Genomic DNA, 20700 nt, shown 5'->3' on the forward strand with positions numbered 1-20700 from the left:
TGTATGACCAAAAATTCTTTTCAGGGACCAGTCCCTGAAATCACGATGCGATCATTTTTAATCCCGCTCCTTTCCTTCAAGGAAAATGGGCTTCTTCAAGGTAAGAAAAACTGCCGGAAAACCGGCAATCCTGAAAAAGAAGCAGGGCACATGTACATTTATTTATGGATACAAAACCTTCTGAGCAACCCTTTCCTCACCACCCATACGCCCCATGGTGGAAAGCACCCAAAAACTTGTACGGCCCCAATTGAATACAGTCTGGCAAACAGAACGGAGGAGTGTGCCTAAATGTTTACAGGTATTGTCGAAGAAGTCGGCCATGTCGCTTCAGTCCGCACTAAACCCCAGGCTATGGAATTAACGATTTCCTGTGCGCTGATCTTAGAAGACATTAAACGCGGAGACAGCATCTCCATTAATGGAGTTTGTTTGACTGTCTCTACATTCAGTTCCAGCACATTCACAGTCGATGTCATCCCGGAAACGGTCAAGTCTTCGACGATGATCGGATTGAAAGCAGGCGGACGTGTGAACTTAGAACGTGCTATGCCAGCTAACGGGCGTTTCGGCGGCCATTTTGTCAGTGGACATATTGATGGCGTCGGTACGATCCGTTCAGTGAAAAAAGAAGCGAATGCTGTGACGAAGACAATTGAGCTCAATCCCCAGCTGATGAAGTACATGATGCTGAAAGGTTCCATTGCAGTCGATGGAACTTCATTGACGATTTTTGCGCTTGGCCATAATACGGTGACCATTTCTTTGATTCCCACAACACAGGAAGATTCGCTGTTAGGCGAAAAAGGCATCGGCGACAAGGTCAACATCGAATGTGATCTGTTGGCGAAATACACCGAACGTGTCCAGACAGCAGAACCGAAAATCAGCAGAAGCTGGCTGGCGGAAAATGGATTTTAAAAGGAGGCGTTGAAGAGATGTTCTACACCGTAGAAGAAGCCGTCGAAGATTTGAAGAATGGCAAAGCCATCATTGTCATCGATGATGAAGATAGGGAAAATGAAGGTGATTTTATCGCATTGGCAGAGTTTGCTTCACCTGAGATCGTCAACTTGATGGCGACTGAAGGAAGAGGGCTGATCTGTGTGCCAATTGCCCAATCCATCGCCCAAAGTTTGCAGATCGGCCTAATGACCGACCATAACACAGATGAATTCGGCACTGCTTTCACCATCAGTATCGACCACAAAGATACAACGACGGGAATCAGTGCTTTTGAACGCTCCCACACGATCACCAGTTTAGTGAAAGCGGATGCGAAAGCAACAGACTTTAAACGTCCTGGGCATATTTTTCCATTGATTGCGAAAGATGGCGGGGTGCTTGACCGCACTGGACACACCGAAGCTGCTGTCGATTTGGCGAAGCTTGCGGGATCACCTCCTGCAGGCGTCATATGCGAAATCATGAATCCGGACGGCACAATGGCGCGTGTGGACGATTTGCTGAAAGTGGCGGAACGGCTCGGCCTTGGCATTCTCACGATTAAAGATCTGGTATCCTACCAGCAAAAAAAACAAAACACGACAGCCTACTAATCTACTAGAGGAGATGGAACTGAATGACTGTACATTTTGAAGGATATTTAAACGGTGAAGGACTGCGGATCGGCATAGTTGTCGGACGTTTTAATGAATTTATCACGAGTAAATTGCTGGGCGGCGCGGAAGATGCTTTGAAGCGCCATGGTGTTGGAGAAGATGATGTCTCTATTGCCTGGGTGCCAGGAGCTTTTGAAATTCCGCTTGTAGCAAAAAAAATGGCGATGAGTGGAAACTATGACGCAGTCATCACTTTAGGGACAGTCATCAGAGGCGCAACTCCTCATTTTGATTTCGTCTGCAGTGAAGTCGCGAAGGGAGTATCAAGAGCCAGTGACCAAGCCAATATCCCGGTCATCTTTGGAGTCTTGACGACGGACTCCATTGAACAGGCAATTGAGCGTGCAGGAACAAAAGCCGGCAACAAAGGCTGGGAATCAGCAGCGGGTGCCATTGAAATGGCAAATCTGATGAAAAAATTATAATACAGCACTCCTGAGCTTTCGCTCAGGAGTTTTTTTGAGGTTAAAAGGCTGAATTTGGGGAATGGAAAGTATAACAGCAGTAGGACTGATGAATCAGAATGAAGCTGACTACAGAGAAAATAGTGAAGTGACTGAAGGATACTTCTGAAGAGTATCTGAATGGGGAAAATTGAATTAGGGGGAGAGTTATGGACAAGACCATCTATTTAATCAGGCATTGCCAGGCGACCGGACAATCTCCGGATGCAGAATTGACTGAAGCGGGAAGAAAACAAGCGCAGGATTTGGCGGAGTTTTTGAGGGGACGGCAGGTGGTCCATTTTATTTCCAGTCCGTTTACACGTGCCATCCAATCCATCGAACCGGCAGCAGACCAGCAGGATTTGCCGATTGAAATCGATGACCGCTTGGCAGAACGCGTGTTAAGCACTGAAGATTTGCCTGACTGGATGGAAAAGTTGGAAGAGTCTTTTGGGGATGCAGATTTGAAATTTGCAGGAGGCGAATCGGGAAAAGAAGCAACGGCCCGAGCCATGGAAGTCTTGAGTGAAATGAAAGATAGAACCGCAGCGGTGACCCACGGGAACCTGCTTGGGTTGCTGCTGAAGCAGATCGACGAAAGCTATGGGTTTTCGGAGTGGAGAAAACTAACCAATCCGGATGTCTATGAAGTGACTATAAAACAAGGGATACCTTCCGTGACACGTATTTGGAGTTGATTCCATAAAGTGGAATGCAGATCTTCCATATCTGAAAGTTGGAGCTTGACCGCCTTTAAAGCAAGGCAAAAGAGCCGGCAGCGTTTAACTTGCTGCCGGCCTGAAACGCGTCCGCTTTTGCTTTACCCTGTTATTAAACAGGCTGATTATTCAAGCGTGTTTCCTTCATTTGGAATGGGATTGTTTTTCAGCATGCCAGCTAAATGATAGGTATTATAGGCGAGGCGCTGGATGGCTGATTTTGTGAACTCGTTGTCCCGGCCAGCATCCATATAGGAATCGCCGGGACCGGCTTCACCTACCCAGTATGCATCCACGTTCGGCGGGATGACGAAGCCGATATGAGAAAGTCCATAGAGAATGGAAGCCGCTGAATGTTTGGCTCCATCTTCATTTCCCGTTACAACGGTACCGCCGACTTTGTTATAGAAAATAGCTTGTCCTTTGTCATTGGTAACGCTGCTGCTGCCGTAAAGGCGCTCAATTGCCTGCGTGGCCAACGAGCTTTTTTCTCCGAGCCATATGGGGGTACCGATGATGACAATGTCAGCAGCTAATACTTTTTCCAGGATCTGCGGCCATTCATCTCCCTCGCCCATGTCTTCCTGGACGCCATAGGCTATGGAATAATCAGCCAAACGAACAATTTCAGATTCTACCCCCAACTGATTATAATGGAATTGAACATCATTGATGAATCCTTCTGTATGAGAAGGTTCCTTTGAACTTTTTAACGAAGTATTAAGAAAAAGCGCTTTTAATGTTTGCATGGTATCGCTCCTTTTAGGTAATCAGTCTCTATAAATTCAACCGAATCCGCTGCTGATCAGCGAAATAGCAGTTCAACTTATACAGTCCTCTATTCCCGTTAGAAAATAATATATGCAACATCCAATTCGAGTATTCGTCTGTAGAAAAGAGGTGTTCCAAATGAAAAAAACCGATTTGCTGCCATATGGCCTCATTTTTCTTTTGTTATTGATTAAAGTGAGCGTTTTTCGTGTGCTTATTTTTGATTCAAAATCGATTTTGCATATCATACTGATTGAATTCCCGATGTGGGCTTTTCTGCTGTCAATTATTTTAATACTCGCTAAAAATCAATTGTGGCGGGCGGTGTGGCTTTTCAACCTGTTGGTTTCCGTCATCTTTTTTACAGTTACACTTTATATCCGCTATTATTCCACGATTCCTTCTTATTACGATCTGCAGCAATTGACGCAGACCGGCTCTGTCAGCAATACCATTACGATGCTGTCGACTCCATGGGATCTCCTCTTTTTCCTGGACGCTGTCCTATTAGTATTCATAGCGCGGCGTTGGAAAAATCCTGTGAAGTTTACAGGATTGAACTACATGGCTGTCAGTACGGCGGTGATTTGTACGGTGACCATTGTTTATGCACTTCAACAACCAATCATCGACGTTTCCTATTTTGCAAAAGAAAATGGTTTCCTGCAGTCTCAGATAGCCCAGTTGTATAACCGCTCCAATGAAACTGCACACGCTTCCTCAACCAAACTGTCAGCAAAAGAGCTGGAAGAGCTTAAAGGCAATAAATATGTGGAGATCAGTGAGCAGGAAAGCTTTGGAGTTGCCGAAGGCCGCCATTTATTTGTCATTCAAGTGGAATCCCTGCAGAATTTTGTCATCGGGCGGAGCTTGAATGGCCAAGAGATTACACCGCATCTAAATGAGCTATTGAGTGAAAGTGCTTATTTTTCAAATGTCTTTCAGCAGGTGGGGGCCGGTACAACCTCTGATGCCGAATGGATGGTCAATACAGGCTTGTATCCGGAGGGGATGATTCCCACGGCCAATAGCCTGACAGGTAAAGAAGCACCGTCATTGGCACGGACCTTGAAGGAAAAAGGCTATGGCTCTGCCACTTATCATGCTGACGATGTGGCGTTTTGGAACCGGGACGTCCTTTATCCAGTTCTTGGCTACGAGGAGATTTTTTCGATCGAGGAGATTCCGGATATCAAACAGGTCGGTTTCGGCCCAGCCGATGAAGTGCTGTTCGATTTTGCAGCGAATGAGCTGCCTCGGCAGCTTGAGGCTTATGAACGCATCTATGCCAATATCGTAACCGTCACCAGCCATACACCATTCGAAATGCCGGATGATATGCAGTATCTGAATTTGCCAGCTGGGTATGAAGAAATGTACATTGGGAATTATCTGCAATCGATCCGCTACGCAGACGAACAAATTGGTGCATTTATTCAGGCACTGAAAGACCAGGGCATTTATGATGAGTCCCTGATCGCTATTTTTGGAGACCATTCAGGTATGCATGGTACGCTGGTTACTGATGAAGACCAACGCTTGTTAAGCGGCTTTTTAGGACATGATTACTCACTGAAAGACCAATTCACCATTCCACTGATTTTTACAGGAGGGAACTTGTTTGAAGAAACTGAAATGACCCGCCTCGGCGGCCAGGTGGATATCATGCCGACGCTTTTGGCCTTGCTCGGCGTTGAACATGGCGAGCCGATGATGGGGCATAACCTGTTCCAATATAAAAAGAATCTATTGGGCATGCGCTATTATTTGCCGGGAGGGTCTTACATCCAGTCGGAACAAGTGTATAAAGCGCCGGGAGCGAAACTGCCGGAAGTTTTGTATGACCTGAAAACCATGAGTGAACGCGCAAAAAACAGCGAAGCGAAAAAACATATCGATGATACGGAAACGCTGATGAATTACGCGGATACCTTATTGAAAGGGTATATCGAGGAATGAATTCCTCAGTAGAGCGTAAGCCGTTATAATAGAATGTAAGTAAGAGATGAGGGGGAACCGGTCTATGGTAAAAGAATTTGAAAAAGAGGTCATTCAGGCGATGGACAAAATGTTTGAAAACGAAATGAAAAAAGTCAATGACGCGCTCGAACAGGAGCTGTTGATTTCGTTGATCGGTGAAGTGAATGCCGGTAAGTCATCCACCGTCAATAAAATCATTGGAGAGGATATCGCCAGCACCAATCCGATGCCGGGAGAAACGGTCAGTGTAGATCCTTACAATATCCGTGGACTGGAAAACATCAAATTCATGGACACACCGGGATTGAATGATCCAAATGACGAAAACCCTAAAAAAACGTTGGAGTTTGTCCAGAAATCCGATGTTGTGCTGTTTTTCCTGAATGCAGCAGGCACAGTGTTTTCTGAAAGTGAAAAAGAGAAATTCCTTGAAATCGAAAAACACAATAAAGATATTTTAATTGTCTTAAATAAAATCGATGCGGCTGAAAATATTCCGTCCATCGTCCAGTTTGTCAAAGAGCATACCGCCCATAAATATAAAGTCATTCCGATTTCTTCGAAGACAGAAGAAAATTTGGAAACCTTAAAGAAGGAAATCCTTTTTTTGCTCGAAAAGAAGGGTAAGGACCTGCTCTTCGCCAAAAGCATGAAAGAAAAATCCTCTGCTGCTACACGTTGGATCATAGGCGCCGGCGTTTCGGCAGGTGTCATCGGTGCATCGCCGATTCCGGGTTCTGATGTACTGCCGCTGACCACATTGCAGGCAGGGTTGATCATCAAATTATCAAATCTATACGACAAGCCGCTGACTAAAAAAGCGGCAAAAGACATGATTGTCGTCACAGCTACGCAGACCATCGGGCACACCATTTATCGCCAGGCGCTGAAATTCATTCCCGGAGCAGGATCCATCATCGGTGGAACTGTGGCTTCATCCATGACATTGGCGCTCGGTTATGGGGTGAAATACGCCTATGAGAATAATATTGCCATTGATTATGATATGATCGGCGATTTGTTTGAAAAGCTGAAAAATCGAGAGAAAAAAGCCTAAGAGTCGCTGAACCGCCCTTCGAACCTTGAAGGGCGGTTTTCAAGTTGCTTGCGTCTTTCGGATTTGTCATTTAACTTTAGGAGAAAGATAGTCGGAGGTGCAGGATGAAGATATTGGTAGTGGAAGATAATCCGAGCGTCAGCTCCATGCTTGAGCTGTTCTTCTCAAAAGAAGGCATCCAAGGTGATTTTGCGGCTGATGGGCTGGAAGGTTACCGAAAATACAAAGATGGCAACTATGATTTGCTGATACTGGACTGGATGCTCCCAGGAATGGACGGCATAGCGTTATGCCGCAAAATCCGCGAAGAAGGAAACGCCGTTCCCATCATTATGTTGACAGCTAAGGACAGTGAATCCGACCAGGTCATCGGCTTTGAAATGGGGGCGGATGATTACGTGACCAAACCGTTCAGTCCGCTGACCTTAATGGCGCGCATCAAAGCGGTCACGCGGCGTACCCAGAAAACGGAACCTGTATCGGATCTGATTCAAACCGTCCATTTCATTGTCAATAAGGAAACACGGGATATTATCAAAGACGGACAGGAAGTCGACAGCCTGACTCCAAAAGAATTTGATCTGCTGATTTTCTTCCTGCAGCATCCGAAACAGGTGTTCAGCCGCGAACAGTTGTTGGAACAGGTATGGGGCTACCAGTTTTATGGCGATGAGCGGACGGTGGACGTCCACATTAAACGCCTGCGCAAAAAAATCAACGGCGGGGACAAGCTGTTCCATACGGTATGGGGAGTTGGCTATAAATTTGAAGAACACACGAATTAAGTATTTCTATCAGCTGATCGCCAGCCATATGAGCATTTTGCTGATTGCTTTTTTGATTTTAAGTATTTTATTCGTGCGATATGTGGATGATTTTGCCTATGGCGAGAAAGCCGAAGAACTTGAAAGTTATGGGGAGCGGATTATTGCCGAGCTGGAACGGGCGCGTCCTGGCACCAATCTGCAGGCCTATGTCTCGATTCTTGAGGCACAGAATATCAGCTTCATCGTTTTTGACCAGCAAAGCCGGATTTTGTATCCGGTGTCCGGTTCCTTCCCTCCAGTGGAACTGACGCAGGAAGAGTGGAATGTCATTGAACAGGGAGATACGCTTGTCGTCAATCGTGACGTGGACCGATTCGATTTTACAGTGACATTTGTGGCCATGCCTTATTTCGAAAATAACCAGTTAGCAGGAGGAGTCCTGCTCGCCTCGCCCGTCAGCGGCGTCAGTGAAATGATCGCTGAGTTGAATAAAACCTTGATCACGACGGTCCTGGTGGCTTTGGCGATCGCTTTGCTGCTCAGCCTATGGTTATCGAAATTGCATGTCAGCCGGATTCAGCGGATGCGAAAAGCAACCTCAATGATCAGCGAAGGCCATTATGATGTTAATCTGCCCGAGTCGAATTTTGATGAGTTTGGAGATTTGGCACATGACTTCAACAAGATGGCCGCCAAACTCCAGCAATCAAACGAGGAAATCGACCGGCTTGAAAATCGCCGTCGCCAATTCATGGCGGACGTCTCGCATGAAATGCGGACTCCTTTAACGACGATTGCTGGAATTATCGAAGGTTTGCGGAACAATATGATTGAAGAAGGCCAAAGGGAAAAAGGCATCCGCCTGGCAAGTGATGAGACGAAACGTCTGATGCGCCTGGTCAATGAAAATCTGGATTATGAAAAAATAAGATCCAATCAAGTGGTACTGACGAAAGAGGAAATCGAAGCAGATGAGCTTTTGGAAATTATTCAGGAACAGCTTTATCTGCAGGCGAAAGAAAAAGGCGATTCAATCGTCATCAACACCAATCCTTGTGACATCATATACGGGGATATGGACCGGCTGATTCAAATTCTGATGAATATTGTCAAGAACGCGATTCAGTTTACAGATAATGGAATTATTTCACTGACGAGCTATGCGGAAGCCGACCACATGGTGATCACAGTGGAAGATGATGGAGCGGGCATTGATGTCGAAGAAATCGACATGATCTGGCGCCGATTCTATAAAGCGGATTTATCGCGGGGCAGCGGCCAATTCGGACTGGGTTTATCGATCGTCAAACAATTGGTGACGTTGCATGACGGAGAAATTCAGGTGGAAAGCGAAAAAGGACAGGGGACGAGATTCATCATCCGTCTGCCGCATAAAGAATGACCTGGAAGAACCAATTCCAGGTCATATTTTTATTTGCTGAACTTTTTAATTTTGTTAAAACTCTGGTCATAGTTTATTCATAACTGCTTGATATGCTTTGTCTATCGACTTAGGAAAAGAGGGAATATACGTGAAAAAACTTTTATATATCGGAATCGGCGTACTGGCGGCAACAGCCATTTTTATGATGGTGGCATTTTCAGGAGATGAGACAGTTGCTGAAGTAGGAGATACAGAAATAACCAAAGAAGCATTGTACGACAAAATGGTGGCTTCCGCTGGAGCGGCCACACTTGATGCGATGATTTCCAACGAAGTGGTCAACCAGGAAGCGGATAAGGCTGACGTCAAGGTGACGCAGGAAGAACTTGATGCGGAAATGGCCGTCTATGAAGAAAGCTATGGCGGAGCAGAGGCGCTTGAACAGGCTCTTGCATCAAGCGGAATGTCGATAGATGATCTCAAAGAGGAAATGGAAATATACTTGAAGGTTGAAAAAATCGTAGGACCGGATATTGAGATAACGGATGAGCAGATCAGCACCTATTTCGAAGAAAACAAAGAAGCATTCAATCAGCCTTCGCAAGTAGAGGCGAGCCATATCTTGGTTGCTACCCAAGAAGAAGCGGCTGAAGTTAAGGCTAAGTTGGGTGACGGCGGTGACTTTGCCGAGCTGGCAGCAGAATATTCTACAGATACAGCCAATGCTGATAGTGGCGGCGCTCTCGGAGCGTTTGGTGCAGGTGAAATGGCGCCGGAATTTGAACAAGCTGCATTCAGTATGGAAGTTGATGAAATCAGTGATCCAGTAGAAACGGATTATGGATTCCATATCATACAGGTAACCGGAAAAACGGACGCAGTGGAAGCAACACTGGAAAACAGCAAGGAACAGATTGAAGAAACCTTATTCGACGAAGCATTAAATACAAAATACGCTGAATGGCTGGCAGAGAAAACGGAGTCATACGATATCGTCAATAAATTGGCAGAATAGAGGAGGAAATGAGCATGGGTTATTATAATTCATCCGAACCGAAAAGAAATAAGAAAGGGTATTTCGCTTCCAGCTTTACGGGATTGATTGCCGGAGCATTACTGGTGGGGGTGATTTTACCTGGAGTGACTGATGCAGAGCCCGGAAGTGCTGAACCGGCATCAACAGCTGAAGGGGTCAGCGGTTTGCAGACAAACTCCACAGTTGTCACATCAGATGTGACGAAAATCGTTGAAGAAACCAGTGACGCAGTAGTAGGCGTTTCGAATTTGCAGGCCGCGCAGCAAAATCCATTTGCTTCACAGACAAGTGAAGATGCGGAATCACAGGAAGCGGGTGTAGGATCGGGCGTCATCTATAAAAAAGATGGGAACATGGCTTACATTGTCACTAATAACCATGTGGTAGAAGGGGCAGAAGAAGTAATGGTCACCTTGTCGGATGGGACAGAACTCGACGCGAAAGTGCTCGGTACGGATATTTGGACCGACCTCGCTGTGTTGGAAGTTCCAGGAGACAGCATTTCAACGGTGGCTGAGTTCGGAGATTCGTCTGTATTGCAGGCGGGCGAACCGGTTATTGCCATCGGGAATCCATTGGGACTTCAGTTTTCTGGATCGGTGACCACGGGTGTCATTTCAGGGACGGAGCGCTTAGTACCGATTGACGTAAACCAGGATGGCACTGAAGACTGGCAGTCAGAAGTTCTTCAAACCGATGCCGCTATCAGCCCAGGGAACAGCGGAGGGGCATTGATCAATGCGGAGGGCCAATTGATCGGCATCAATTCCATGAAAATTGCCCAGGATGCTGTGGAAGGAATCGGACTGGCGATACCCGTCAACACCGCCATACCGATTATTTCTGACCTGGAAACAGAAGGAGCTGTAGATCGTCCTTCAATGGGCGTCGCGATTTTGGATCTGGCTGAAGTGCCAGCCCAATACCGCAGTTCTCAATTGAACTTGCCGGCAGAAGTGAAAGGCGGCATCGTCGTCGAATCAGTGGTTGAAGATTCAGGAGCGGCAGCAGCAGGAATGGAAGACTTTGACGTGATTGTGGAAATGGACGGGGAACCAGTGAATTCCGTATTGGAGCTTCGCCAATACCTTTACAACGAAACTGAAGTAGGCGATACACTGAAAGTCAAAGCCTACCGAAATGGAGAACTCAAGAGCTTCGAGTTGAAACTGACGGAGAGCATGTGATGAAGAAAAGCGGAAGTGCCCGTGTAGGTTCGACGGGCATAAGACGCGCTGGCGAAGCGGCATGTTTTCAGCCGCACAGCCAGAGTGGCTTATGACCCAAGAATCTGGGCACTGGAGTCTGGACACCGAAGAAAAGCGGAAGCAGCCGCTTAGCCGCGACAAGCGCTGGAAACCTTACCGGTAATGGCGTTCGTTGCCATTGCGGGTAAGGGTGAAGCGACTCGAGGGGCTGGCTGCTGGAGTCTGGACAAAAAGAAAAGCGGAAGTGCCCAACAGCAGAAGCTAACCTAAGTGCGCGACATCGTGTCGCAACGGTTAGCTGACCCGCATCCTGCGGGCCTCCGACAAGCGCTGGAAACCTTACCGGTAATGGCGTTCTTTTAAGACGCTAAAATAAAACCGCTGAAGAAAAATCATTGATTTTTCTTCAGCGGTTTTGCGTTGTATACGGTTTTTCCTGGATAACAGTGATTTTCAGGAGATTGTGACAAGTTTTTTGGATTTTTTTTGAAATGAAGAATGGTTTTATTCCATTAATAGAGCTTACTGCCCAAACGAATAAAATACTGTCCGCAACCTAAAATGCTGTCGGAGTGAGGACTGGCACTTATGGGCTATTGCATCGGCTGCTTCATCCGATATTGCCACATGATGTGGAAACACAATCGAACCGCATAAGAAAAAGCTTCCCAATAAATGGGAGGCTTTTTTTGGAACTTCTTAAGTTACACAAGTGCGTAAAGTGTTAATCAAAAATGCCGAACCAATCTGTTCCGATTCCGAAGCCGACAATGATGAGAACCAGGACGACAAAGATGATGATGCCCAGCTGCAAAGGTTTGTAGCCTGTAGTCCTTGGCTCTTGCAGTCCTTCTTTCTCTTCAGGTGGATGGCGCTTAGCTTCTTCTTTAGTCTCTTTCATGTAATCGTCTTTATCGCTATTACTCATTTGAATGCCTCCTTGAACTTACTGTTAGTCATCTTTACCCGCTAAAGCAAAGGTTCAATCCATAAACTTTTCTTCTGCCTGCAGTTCACGCTGAGTCAACTTCTGCGCCAACTCCCGGCCAAAAAGCTCTGAAGATTGCGGATCACGGCCTGTAAGTACCTGTTTGCTGCCCCAGACAACATAAGCATCCTGGTCTTTCTCTTCATGGTAATCCGCGATTTTCTTCAATTCATCTTCGAGGCTGAACGGCAACAGATCCACCACTTCTTCCGGTTCCATATCGTTCGGATACCCGGTAACTTTCAGACCTTCAAGAATTCCACGGCCTTCTTTAGTTTTTGTGAAAATCAGCGGAGCCGGTCCGTGGCAGACAGCTGAGACAATACCGCCCAGTTCATAGACAATGTTGATCACTGCATGCAAATCTTCGTTTTTCGCCAAATCAAACATGGCTCCGTGTCCGCCGACAATCATGATGGCATCATATTCACTGGCCTTAACATCGACGATCGGAGTTGTTTTATCTGCCATGCCCGATTCGTATTGTTTTTTATAAATTCCATTCGGGTCATAGTCTTTGCTGAGGCTCAGTGGATCGACCACTGGCTTGCCCCCGTCAATAGAAGCCAGCCCCACAATATGTCCAGCTTTTTCGAGCTCTAATGCAGGTGCGAACAATTCTTCCGCCCACCAGCCGGTCACATAATTATTTTCTTCGTCCGTGTAGCCATTGGATAAAACCGCTAATACTTTTGCCATCATATCTTCCTCCTACTTTTAGAAAGTCCTTGTTTCTTCATTTACCCTATAGGGAAATCCTGAAACGTGGCAACGGGGGAGTTCATGGATTCAGTTGCAGAGATATGCTACGATTATTCCATGATACGAAAGATGAGGTGGACCGCTTGAAAGAGTTAACTCAGGAAACCCAAGTGACCTTACTTGAAGCTATGCTTGATGGCAGTAAAGTGGGTACTATTGTGACCGATCCGTCACAGCACGACAATCCGATTATTTATACCAATAAAACCTTTATCGAAATGACAGGATATACACAAGAAGAAGTGATTGGGCGCAATTGCCGATTCTTGCAGGGACCAGGGACCGCAAAAGAAGATATTCAAAAAATGAAAGAAGCCATTGCGGACGAAAAGCAGGTCATCTTGACGTTGCAGAATTACCGCAAAGACGGTTCTCCATTTTGGAATCGCCTTGCCATCGAACCTGTCCGTATAGAGGACAAGCTGTATTTCATCGGGACTCAAACAGACATCACACTTGAACGTTCTCAGCAACAGGCAATCATGGCCAACGAAGACGAAATTGAAAAGTTGATGCTGCCGATTTTATCTGTACAGGAAAATGTGGCGACCGTAGCACTTGTAGGGACGATGAATCTGCAACGCTTTGAAACCTTGAAAGTGAAGATTTGTGAGTATGTGCAGGAGCATCGCATTGAACATGCCATCATCGATATCACTGGCTTGTCATGGAATGAAAAATCGCCTCTTTATTGGTTCACACAGATTTACGAAGCGTTGCGGATTATGGGAAGTAATCTTTATGTAACAGGTATTTCCCCGGCAGCTGCCCAGCAATTTGCAAATGATTTGGATCGGGACAGCCGCTTGATCACTTTTTCTACCATTGAGAGAGCCTTAAATTTCATTACACAAAAAACCACAAGTGAAAACCATATCAGTTGACTCTGTATTGGAATTAGAGGTAAGTTTTAACTGTTCTCAAATACTAATCAGGAAAGAGGTTGGAAAAATGTCAGCATTATTCACAACATCTGTCACAGCCACTGGTGGCCGTGAAGGAAGAGTCGTTTCCGAAGACAATGTATTGGATCTTCAATTGGTCTCTCCGAAAGAATTGGGCGGTCCCGGAGGAGAAGGCACGAATCCTGAACAATTATTTGCAGCAGGCTACTCAGCTTGTTTTGACGGAGCCTTGAACCTAATGATCAAAAGAGAAAAAGCGAATGTTTCAAGCACTTCCATCAAAGCCGATGTGCATTTCCTAAAAGATGAAGGCAACGATGGTTTTAAAATCGGGGTCACACTGAATGCCCATTTGGAAGGTGTCGATGAAGCGACAGCGAAAGACCTTGTAGAAAAAGCACATGCGTTCTGTCCTTACTCTAAAGCAACAAGAGGCAATGTGGACGTAGAATTTAAAATAGTATAAGAATTCCAAAAAAAGCCGGAAAGCTAATTTTTCCGGTTTTTTTTATTTTAATTAAGTAGTAACAGCAGTTTGCAATAACGTTGAAAAAATACAGAATATGGTTTTAAAAAATCGGAGCGGGGTAGAAATATAATGCAGAGTCATACTGAAATTAAAGGAGGATGGAGGGAATGGACAAAGAGCAGAAGAACCAACGGACTTCAAAAAATACAGAATCTACAGGTCAGAATTCAGTTGAAGAAAATAAAAATTTCAATGCTGGAGGAAATGACTCTGATTATGACGGCGGACATCCGGAAGATGCTTTGAGTAAAGAGCAAAAAGAAAAGCAGCAGAAACAACAAACCGGCGATTCTTATAATGCTGGAGGAAATGACTCTGATTACGATGGTGGACATCCTGAAGATGCTAAGCCTGATAGTGAAGGACGCATAGGCTCCGAAGACAAAAACTAAAATCAAACAGGAGGTTTTATTTATGTTTTTTCATACAGGAGAACTTCAATACCACGCTAAACCGGACGCTCCAGATCCGGTGTTCGCTAAACAAGTACAGGAATTGATCGGCGGGCAATTCGGCGAAATGTCAGTTGCCATGCAATACTTATTCCAAGGGTGGAGCACAAGGGGAAACGAAAAATACAGAGATTTGCTGATGGATACAGGAACGCAGGAGTTGGGGCATATTGAAATGCTGGCAACTATGGTGGCAAGGCTCCTTGAAGGGGCACCTGTTTACGAACAGGAAAAAGCTGCCAGCGATCCGATTGTAGGAGCAATCATGGGCGGCATGAATCCGCAGCATGCCATCGTCCATGGATTAGGTGCTTCCCCGAAAGACAGCAATGGGGTTCCTTGGAACGCGGGATATATCGTAGCGAGCGGTAATTTATTGGCGGATTTCCGTGCTAATGTCAATGCAGAATCACAAGGCCGCCTTCAGGTAGCCCGTCTCTACAGCATGACAGACGACAAAGGTGTGAAAGACCTGTTTTCTTTCCTCTTGGCACGTGACACGATGCACCAAAACCAATGGCTTGCTGCCATAAAAGAATTGGAAGCGAAAGAAGGTCCGATTGTGCCTGGAACACTTCCGCCAGAATGGGAAGCAACTGAATACTCCCATACTCTGTACACGAACTCTGAAAGCAGCAAAGAGCTCAAGTGGATGCATGAGCCTGCACCAGATGGCCACGAATTTAAATTCGGCAAACCAGAGCCTTTCAGCACTAAACCTGAACTGAAGCCAGCTCCACCGGAAGCCCATAATTCATTGCCGGAAGATAAACTGAAATAACCCTTTTGAGGTTGCCCCTAAAGTCATATGCAATGGCTTTAAGGGGCAGCCTCTTTTGTTCTGCCGGATAATTTCTATAAAGGAAAGGAGGAGGAAAGGTGTCACAAAGAGCCTGGGTTATGAAGCAGGAATGGAAAGATGTTGTTTTTTTGCACTGGCCAGTGGAGTCTAGTTGGCTGAGTCGTTTTGTGCCGGAAGAATTGGAAATCGATTTATACGATAATCGGCCTTGGATTGGAGTCGTGCTGTTCCGCGCAAAAGCTACACGCCTTCGATTGCTTCCGCCAGTTCCAAGTACACGTTCCTACTTGGAGCTGAACGTCAGGACGTATGTGAAATACAAAAATAAGCAAGGTGTGTATTTCTTCAGCTTGGATGCAGACAGCCGTCTTGCCGTACTAGCTGCTTCTCTCGGTAGCTTTCTGCCATATCAGCATGCTGATATGAGCCTGTCAAAGAAAGCGGGACACCGGACATTCAGCAGCCGGAGAATCGAAAAAGATCAATTTCCGGAATCTTTTAGAATGACTTTTAAAGAGGATTCAAAGCCCATTGCACCAAGCTCCATAGAGCAATGGCTGACGGAACGGTATTGTTTGTGGACAAAACCGAAGGAGCAGCTGTATCGAGTGGATATTACACATCCAGCTTGGACGCTCCATTACTTAAAAGGCCAGATCCATCAAAACACAATGGCTTCGTATCTTCCTGTTTCTCTTCATCATCATCTTCCGATGGCCCATTATTCAAAAGGGCAAAAAGTGAAGTTTTATACACCAGTGAGGGAGAGGTGAAAGTAGATGGTCTGCATCATACAGGCGGCTTGTGAGAAGTTTCCTTCTTTTCCCCGTCGCGTTTCGTCGAGTAAAAAAGGATTTAAAAACTGACCCGGCATTTGCCGGGTCAGTGATATTCAGGAGCTGATATAATCTCCGCCATTTACATGAATGGCCTGGCCAGTCACATAGGTGGAATCTTTGGAAGCCAGATAGACATAGGCAGGCGCCAGTTCTGATGGCTGTCCACGTCGTTCCAGCGGTGTGTCTCCGCCTTGTTCTCCAACTTTTTCTGCATCGAAAGTCGCTGGAATGAGTGGTGTCCAAATCGGGCCCGGCGCCACTGAATTCACCCGGATACCTTGCTCCGCGATATTGGCGGACAAGGAGCGGGTGAAGCTCGTGATTGCTCCTTTGGTTGATGAATAATCAATCAGTTCTGGAGAGCCGCGATAAGCTGTGACGGATGATGTATTGATGATGCTGTCGCCTTTTTGAAGATGCGGCAAAGCAGCTTGTGTCAAATAGAACATACTGAAAATGTTGGTTGAAAAAGTCTCCATTAACTGGTCTGGACTAATGGCAAGGAAATCATCCTGTGGAAACTGTTTTCCGGCGTTATTGACCAAAATATTCAACTGGCCGAATTCGGAAATGACATCCACTACAAGCTGATTGCAGTTTTCCACATCACTGACATCTGCAGCGAATTTAGCGCCTTTAGCCCCGTAAGCTTCAATCGCCTTGATCGTTTCATCAGCGTCTTCATGCTCATCGAGATAGGCGATGGCTACGCTGGCGCCTTCTTTAGCATATGCGACAGCGACAGCGCGGCCGATTCCGCTGTCTCCTCCTGTAACGAGGGCGACTTTGCCTTCCAGTTTCCCGGAGCCTTTATAGTCTTTATCATCGTAAATCGGTTCCGGATCCATTTGTTTTTCTATACCTGGTTGCTTCGATTGTTCCTGTGGATCCACCTGTTCATCAATTTTTTCGAATTTGTCTTTAGCCATAACGAATCCTCCTTAAAATTAACTAGCGTCATGTTCCTTATTCCCGCTGTTGTTTCACTTAAACACAAAAGTAATTATCTGGAAGACTACTGTTCATAAAGAAAGAAAAACGGGAACACCCATTTGTAAAGGAGTTCCCGTTTTGACATAAAGCTGGTTCAGTGAAATTTTCATGATTCTCCAGTAACTACTCCACAGGCAATTCTATCGCCGGAGTCACCGGATGGATCCGTCATTTGATCATCTTCTCCTGCATGGATGACAAGCGCTGTTCCACCTTCTTTAAGCAGAGAGTTTTCTTCGCCGATTGCGAGTGTCACATTTTCAGCTGTAAACTCCTGCGAAGCCGTGCCATCATCGCTTACTTCAATATTCGGCAAATCTCCAGCATGCGGTCCGTCAGGACTATCCATCCCATGCATGGCGCCATCCGGGTTAAAATGCCCGCCGGCTGATTCAAAATCAGGCGCTTCACACATGCCGGTTTCATGGAAATGAATGCCGTGCATGCCTTCCTCCAAACCTTCCACTTCAAGTGCTACCATCACACCAGCCTCTTCTTCAGATAATTCGGCGGTGCCAATTGCATTTCCATCACTGTCCATCATTTCAACAGTCAGCATTAGAATTTCTTCACTGCTTTCCTCGTCTGTCTCGTCTCCGAGCTGCGGCAAGTCATCTCCATCGTCTTCAGGTTCCTGTTCTGTTGCGCCGTCAGATTCTGTTGGTGGGTCTTCTGCGCTTTCATTGCCGCAGGCTGTCAAAAATAATAAGAAAGCCAGTGCCAAAATAAGCATAAGCCAACGCTTCATCTGAACTCCTCCCTCGTAATCATGTTATTCTACCTTACACATATTCACGGGGTAATAAACGCAATTTTCTGAAATGGATTCTTTTGTAGGATAAAGAAGTTTCATTTTTTTCTTTTGCGGAAAACAATTAACAATCCAATAAGCGCAGACAGGACACTTATGATGGCGGCCGATTTGAAGAATGGCGGCCGGTAGGTGAAGGAGATGGTGTTTTCGCCTGTTTCCAAGGGAACTGCAACGAAAGCGTAATCAGCTTTAAGCACTTCCACATCTTCGCCATTGACAGTTGCCCGCCATCCGCGTTCGTAAGGAATGGACAATTTTAAATAATCGTCATTTTCTGCATTGGAATAATCAAGGCTGACATGACTGCCGTCGATTGTTAAATTGCTGGATAAATCAGGCTGGTCGGCTTGTTCGCGCAAGATTTCATAGGTCTCCGAAGACAGCTGGATATCAGTCAACTCATAGGTTCCTTCCGGAAGGCGGATTTCAACTTGTTCAGCCGCCGGAATTCGGATCGTAAGATCATCTACAAAGGTTTTGTAGACCGATTGGTTGGATTTTCGTGTGGTGCGATAGCCATTCACCTGGAGTAGAAAGCCTTGATCGGCTGCCATGTTTTCCAAGTGGAAGGAGATGAACAAATCACCATCGGATTCAGGCGGGTTCTCCACACGTAAATTTAAGCCGCCGGTTTCTTCAGTCACCTCTAATAGCCCATCATCATAGGTTCCGCCGATTGCTGTTGTCTCAAAGCTGACTGAATTGTCACCGGATCCGGGCAGACCTTCAACTTTTAAATCCTGATTAAGTACAATGCCCGTCAGCATGGCCTGCTCACGCATCAACGGAGACATGCCGGCTAACTGCTGCTCCTGATACACTGTGGAAGTGGACCGGGCAAAAGGCAGTACATAGCTGTTTTCATAGACTGCATAATTTTCACTCGAATGGATTTCAGTGAAGCCGTATGGAATATTTTCATCTCCGTGTGGGCGGATGACGTATTTGCCCTGCAGCAGACTGTGCAGATTCGCCCGACTGCCAAGCGTCGCATAGCGGCTTACGCTTTCACGTCCCATATCAATTTCAAGATCGTATAAGTAAAAATACAATAAATTTTTATTCAAAATGCTGGAATACGCACTCAATCCCTGGAAATCCTGAACAATTGGTGTATTGTTGCGCACACCCTCCATCCATTCAATGCGGTGAAGTCCATCAGACTCTTTTGCGTGGATGTAATCCAGCAATTCATTTATTTCCGGATCATCATATTCGGCTCCGGTCATCAGTTCCTCATTGACCTGTGCGATATTTCCGTCTTCCAGAAGTTTTTCTGTCTGGTAGAGGTTGGAAAAAATCAAAACCCACGCAAATAAGGAAATCATCAACAGGGATTTAAACAAAGGCTTTTTGAATTGGATATAAAAGAACAGCAGCAACAGCGTTAGCAGCAGGCTGCCAAAAGCTAATAGGGAAGTCGCTGAATCGATGACAAAATATTCATCTGCTGAAGCGTAAAGCGCAAAACAGAAAATCGCAAAAGCAGCGGCAATGGCAAAACGCTGCAGCGTAAATTTATGCAATTGATCGAATGCAACGGCAACGGCACCTCCTGCAACCAGGGATAAAAAATATTCCCAACGGTATTGGGGTGCGGAGAAACCGTTGAAGGCACTGCCGATCAAAGGGCTATGGTGCATAAGGATGCCTGCTATGCCAAGAAGCGCAAACAAGCGAAACGTTTTATGGCGATAAAGAAAGCCGCAAAATAACAGCAGTATGAAAAATGCCGGCAGAACGATAAAACGGCTGCTGAAAAGAATATTATCCGTTAAATCGATCCAAGGAATCTCCTGCTGAAAAGGCGGCCTGTGGTTGTTCAGGTATGCATAGACAGCGGGAACGAAAGAAACGGCGCTGATGCCAGCACCAACCAGGCCGGCAACAGCAAAATGCATCACTGCTTTTTTCTTGTCCTCGCCATTTTCACTTAGTGGGATGAACAAGCGGAAAAGGGTATAGAGGCCTGTCAACAAAAGGTTGATGTAGGCAAAATAGAAATTGTCGATCATTGAAACTGCGACCGCGGCCAAAAACCAGCCGGGCTTTTGTTCACGGAAGATTTTTTCGGCACCAAACAGGAGGATCGGCAACCATAGGAAAGCGTCCGCGAAAAACTCCCAGTAGGTGGCATGGCGGAAATACATGCCCGAGATGCCGTAGAGGGAAGCTCCCAAAAGAGCTGCCGGCTTTGATATCCTCATGTACATGAACAGGCGTGTCGTGATGAATAATACAGCTGTCAGACGGACGATACTGATAAAGACGGCAGCATTTGCCCAGAACAGTACGTCTGTCGTCTGGATGATGTTGCTTATCTCGAATAGGAAAACGATCACCACGGTAATCAGAAAAACGATGGATGTGGAGAAATAATAAGACAGCTCACTGAACGTGCCAGCCCCTAAGCCGAAATCAAATGAATAGAAAAACTCTCCTCGGGTATATTGTTCGTATAACAAGTGCTTGAAAGGCATCATTTGTGATAGTCCATCATTGACTCCCACCATGAAATGGCTGCGTGTCCACTGATGGAGAAAAACCAAGTGGCCAATCGCCGACAGCAGGAAACTGAAGAATAACAGAAGAGCAGGGCGTAGCTTTTGCATAGAGTCACCGTCTT

General features: G+C 45.9%; 21 protein-coding genes and 1 pseudogene. 16 read left to right on the top strand and 6 right to left on the bottom strand.

Annotation, left to right across the window (positions count from 1 at the left end; translation table 11 throughout):
- Positions 1-3: 3 nt before the first annotated feature.
- The 5 genes and pseudogenes from Q0785_RS00350 (at position 4) to Q0785_RS00370 (ending at position 2766) form a co-directional block, all read left to right on the top strand.
- Positions 4-291, top strand: coding sequence for a hypothetical protein (locus Q0785_RS00350; RefSeq protein WP_298823671.1), 288 nt, complete (start codon positions 4-6; stop codon positions 289-291).
- A complete protein-coding gene (gene ribE / locus Q0785_RS00355) occupies positions 292-921 on the top strand; it encodes a riboflavin synthase (protein ID WP_298823673.1) in 630 nt (209 codons plus the stop codon).
- Positions 922-938: 17 nt separating this feature from the next.
- A pseudogene (gene ribB, locus Q0785_RS00360) lies at positions 939-1541 on the top strand (3,4-dihydroxy-2-butanone-4-phosphate synthase); the annotation flags it as partial.
- A gap of 41 nt (positions 1542-1582) precedes the next feature.
- Positions 1583-2047 (top strand): 6,7-dimethyl-8-ribityllumazine synthase, encoded by a 465-nt coding sequence (gene ribE, locus Q0785_RS00365; protein ID WP_223640475.1) that lies wholly within the window; start codon positions 1583-1585, stop codon positions 2045-2047.
- Between the two features lie 188 nt (positions 2048-2235).
- Positions 2236-2766 carry a histidine phosphatase family protein gene (locus tag Q0785_RS00370; RefSeq protein WP_298823680.1) on the top strand — a complete coding sequence of 177 codons (531 nt, stop codon included), beginning with the start codon at positions 2236-2238 and terminating at the stop codon, positions 2764-2766.
- Positions 2767-2912: 146 nt separating this feature from the next.
- On the opposite strand, the gene Q0785_RS00375 is transcribed toward Q0785_RS00370, so the two are convergent.
- A complete protein-coding gene (locus tag Q0785_RS00375; RefSeq protein ID WP_298823682.1) occupies positions 2913-3536 on the bottom strand; it encodes a flavodoxin family protein in 624 nt (207 codons plus the stop codon).
- Positions 3537-3696: 160 nt separating this feature from the next.
- On the opposite strand from Q0785_RS00375, the gene Q0785_RS00380 reads away from it, so the two are divergent.
- The 6 genes from Q0785_RS00380 to Q0785_RS00405 all read left to right on the top strand — a co-directional run bounded on the left by Q0785_RS00380 (position 3697) and on the right by Q0785_RS00405 (position 10969).
- Positions 3697-5517, top strand: a complete 1821-nt coding sequence (locus Q0785_RS00380; RefSeq protein ID WP_298823684.1) for an LTA synthase family protein — start codon at positions 3697-3699, stop codon at positions 5515-5517.
- A gap of 64 nt (positions 5518-5581) precedes the next feature.
- Positions 5582-6595: a GTPase gene (locus Q0785_RS00385; protein WP_298823686.1), complete on the top strand. Its 1014-nt coding sequence runs from the start codon at positions 5582-5584 to the stop codon at positions 6593-6595.
- Between the two features lie 104 nt (positions 6596-6699).
- Positions 6700-7380 carry a response regulator transcription factor gene (locus Q0785_RS00390; protein ID WP_298823688.1) on the top strand — a complete coding sequence of 227 codons (681 nt, stop codon included), beginning with the start codon at positions 6700-6702 and terminating at the stop codon, positions 7378-7380.
- Positions 7361-8764: a HAMP domain-containing sensor histidine kinase gene (locus tag Q0785_RS00395; protein ID WP_298823690.1), complete on the top strand. Its 1404-nt coding sequence runs from the start codon at positions 7361-7363 to the stop codon at positions 8762-8764. The genes Q0785_RS00390 and Q0785_RS00395 overlap by 20 nt, the downstream gene beginning before the upstream one ends.
- 130 nt (positions 8765-8894) lie before the next feature.
- A complete protein-coding gene (locus tag Q0785_RS00400) occupies positions 8895-9761 on the top strand; it encodes a peptidylprolyl isomerase (RefSeq protein WP_298823692.1) in 867 nt (288 codons plus the stop codon).
- Positions 9762-9775: 14 nt separating this feature from the next.
- Positions 9776-10969 carry a trypsin-like peptidase domain-containing protein gene (locus tag Q0785_RS00405; protein WP_298823694.1) on the top strand — a complete coding sequence of 398 codons (1194 nt, stop codon included), beginning with the start codon at positions 9776-9778 and terminating at the stop codon, positions 10967-10969.
- A 745-nt stretch (positions 10970-11714) separates the two neighbouring features.
- Here the strand turns inward: Q0785_RS00405 and Q0785_RS00410 are convergent.
- Complete coding sequence (locus Q0785_RS00410) at positions 11715-11918, bottom strand: hypothetical protein (RefSeq protein ID WP_298823696.1); 204 nt, start codon at positions 11916-11918, stop codon at positions 11715-11717.
- A 54-nt stretch (positions 11919-11972) separates the two neighbouring features.
- Positions 11973-12677: a type 1 glutamine amidotransferase domain-containing protein gene (locus Q0785_RS00415; protein ID WP_298823698.1), complete on the bottom strand. Its 705-nt coding sequence runs from the start codon at positions 12675-12677 to the stop codon at positions 11973-11975.
- Positions 12678-12814: 137 nt separating this feature from the next.
- On the opposite strand from Q0785_RS00415, the gene Q0785_RS00420 reads away from it, so the two are divergent.
- The 5 genes from Q0785_RS00420 to Q0785_RS00440 all read left to right on the top strand — a co-directional run bounded on the left by Q0785_RS00420 (position 12815) and on the right by Q0785_RS00440 (position 16201).
- Complete coding sequence (locus Q0785_RS00420) at positions 12815-13624, top strand: PAS domain-containing protein (protein ID WP_298824785.1); 810 nt, start codon at positions 12815-12817, stop codon at positions 13622-13624.
- Positions 13625-13691: 67 nt separating this feature from the next.
- A complete protein-coding gene (locus Q0785_RS00425) occupies positions 13692-14111 on the top strand; it encodes an organic hydroperoxide resistance protein (RefSeq protein WP_298823700.1) in 420 nt (139 codons plus the stop codon).
- Between the two features lie 170 nt (positions 14112-14281).
- Positions 14282-14566 carry a hypothetical protein gene (locus Q0785_RS00430; protein WP_298823702.1) on the top strand — a complete coding sequence of 95 codons (285 nt, stop codon included), beginning with the start codon at positions 14282-14284 and terminating at the stop codon, positions 14564-14566.
- 22 nt (positions 14567-14588) lie between these two features.
- A complete protein-coding gene (locus Q0785_RS00435; protein WP_223640437.1) occupies positions 14589-15407 on the top strand; it encodes a manganese catalase family protein in 819 nt (272 codons plus the stop codon).
- Positions 15408-15505: 98 nt separating this feature from the next.
- A complete protein-coding gene (locus tag Q0785_RS00440) occupies positions 15506-16201 on the top strand; it encodes a DUF2071 domain-containing protein (protein ID WP_298823705.1) in 696 nt (231 codons plus the stop codon).
- Positions 16202-16320: 119 nt separating this feature from the next.
- Here Q0785_RS00440 and Q0785_RS00445 read toward each other — a convergent pair whose 3' ends face one another.
- The 3 genes from Q0785_RS00445 to Q0785_RS00455 all read right to left on the bottom strand — a co-directional run bounded on the left by Q0785_RS00445 (position 16321) and on the right by Q0785_RS00455 (position 20686).
- Entirely contained in the window at positions 16321-17196 is an 876-nt protein-coding gene (locus tag Q0785_RS00445; protein ID WP_298823708.1) for an SDR family oxidoreductase, read from the bottom strand.
- Between the two features lie 170 nt (positions 17197-17366).
- Positions 17367-18008: a superoxide dismutase family protein gene (locus Q0785_RS00450; protein ID WP_298823710.1), complete on the bottom strand. Its 642-nt coding sequence runs from the start codon at positions 18006-18008 to the stop codon at positions 17367-17369.
- 101 nt (positions 18009-18109) lie between these two features.
- Positions 18110-20686, bottom strand: coding sequence for a YfhO family protein (locus tag Q0785_RS00455; protein WP_298823712.1), 2577 nt, complete (start codon positions 20684-20686; stop codon positions 18110-18112).
- Positions 20687-20700 lie beyond the last annotated feature (14 nt).

The sequence above is a fragment of the uncultured Planococcus sp. genome (assembly GCF_947501725.1).
GTDB lineage: Bacteria > Bacillota > Bacilli > Bacillales_A > Planococcaceae > Planococcus > Planococcus donghaensis_C.

Coding starts and splice junctions, on each gene's coding strand:
- Q0785_RS00350 (WP_298823671.1), top strand. CDS start 4: ATGACCAAAAATTCTTTTCAGGGACCAGTCCCTGAAATCACGATGCGA.
- ribE (WP_298823673.1), top strand. CDS start 292: ATGTTTACAGGTATTGTCGAAGAAGTCGGCCATGTCGCTTCAGTCCGC.
- ribE (WP_223640475.1), top strand. CDS start 1,583: ATGACTGTACATTTTGAAGGATATTTAAACGGTGAAGGACTGCGGATC.
- Q0785_RS00370 (WP_298823680.1), top strand. CDS start 2,236: ATGGACAAGACCATCTATTTAATCAGGCATTGCCAGGCGACCGGACAA.
- Q0785_RS00375 (WP_298823682.1), bottom strand. CDS start 3,536: ATGCAAACATTAAAAGCGCTTTTTCTTAATACTTCGTTAAAAAGTTCA.
- Q0785_RS00380 (WP_298823684.1), top strand. CDS start 3,697: ATGAAAAAAACCGATTTGCTGCCATATGGCCTCATTTTTCTTTTGTTA.
- Q0785_RS00385 (WP_298823686.1), top strand. CDS start 5,582: ATGGTAAAAGAATTTGAAAAAGAGGTCATTCAGGCGATGGACAAAATG.
- Q0785_RS00390 (WP_298823688.1), top strand. CDS start 6,700: ATGAAGATATTGGTAGTGGAAGATAATCCGAGCGTCAGCTCCATGCTT.
- Q0785_RS00405 (WP_298823694.1), top strand. CDS start 9,776: ATGGGTTATTATAATTCATCCGAACCGAAAAGAAATAAGAAAGGGTAT.
- Q0785_RS00410 (WP_298823696.1), bottom strand. CDS start 11,918: ATGAGTAATAGCGATAAAGACGATTACATGAAAGAGACTAAAGAAGAA.
- Q0785_RS00415 (WP_298823698.1), bottom strand. CDS start 12,677: ATGGCAAAAGTATTAGCGGTTTTATCCAATGGCTACACGGACGAAGAA.
- Q0785_RS00425 (WP_298823700.1), top strand. CDS start 13,692: ATGTCAGCATTATTCACAACATCTGTCACAGCCACTGGTGGCCGTGAA.
- Q0785_RS00430 (WP_298823702.1), top strand. CDS start 14,282: ATGGACAAAGAGCAGAAGAACCAACGGACTTCAAAAAATACAGAATCT.
- Q0785_RS00435 (WP_223640437.1), top strand. CDS start 14,589: ATGTTTTTTCATACAGGAGAACTTCAATACCACGCTAAACCGGACGCT.
- Q0785_RS00445 (WP_298823708.1), bottom strand. CDS start 17,196: ATGGCTAAAGACAAATTCGAAAAAATTGATGAACAGGTGGATCCACAG.
- Q0785_RS00450 (WP_298823710.1), bottom strand. CDS start 18,008: ATGAAGCGTTGGCTTATGCTTATTTTGGCACTGGCTTTCTTATTATTT.
- Q0785_RS00455 (WP_298823712.1), bottom strand. CDS start 20,686: ATGCAAAAGCTACGCCCTGCTCTTCTGTTATTCTTCAGTTTCCTGCTG.